Below are 464 nucleotides of genomic sequence, written 5' to 3' on the forward strand. Positions count from 1 at the left end.
CACAGGTCCAGGAAGTCATTGATTTTCAACGACCTGCCGTTGTGGAGAAGCCGGTAGACGATGGACAGCCCAATTCGAAAGTGACGGCAAAAATAACCGAAGCGTTAACAAATGCGGACAAAGTACGTGAGAATTTCGAAAAAGAGTATGGGCCGATTGCCATTCAAATGTCAAATTTATTAGAAGAAGAAAATCCGACGCTTACGATTACAGGAAACATTATTTATCCAACGAAAAAACATCCATATTATGTTGTTTTCACACTGGGTGTTAGTAATGATATTCCATCATCTGTAACGGACAATAAATCGTATGAAATGATGATGAAATTGCCATTAGACTGGGTCGCTTCTGAAGAGGAATGGACACTTCCTGAAAAAAACTGGCCTTTACGCATGATGGCGGAATTCGGATATAGCGCACGTAAAAAGATGCAGAAGATTTATCGCTATACGACGTTCCCC

General features: G+C 40.9%; 1 protein-coding gene. It reads left to right on the forward strand.

Annotation, left to right across the window (positions count from 1 at the left end):
• Positions 1–464: suppressor of fused domain protein (locus KTHG_RS20940; protein WP_222424327.1), on the forward strand; the 464-nt coding region annotated here is incomplete at both ends.

Origin of the sequence: Kurthia sp. Dielmo, assembly GCF_000307285.2 — a bacterium.
GTDB classification, from domain to species: Bacteria; Bacillota; Bacilli; order Bacillales_A; family Planococcaceae; genus Kurthia; species Kurthia populi.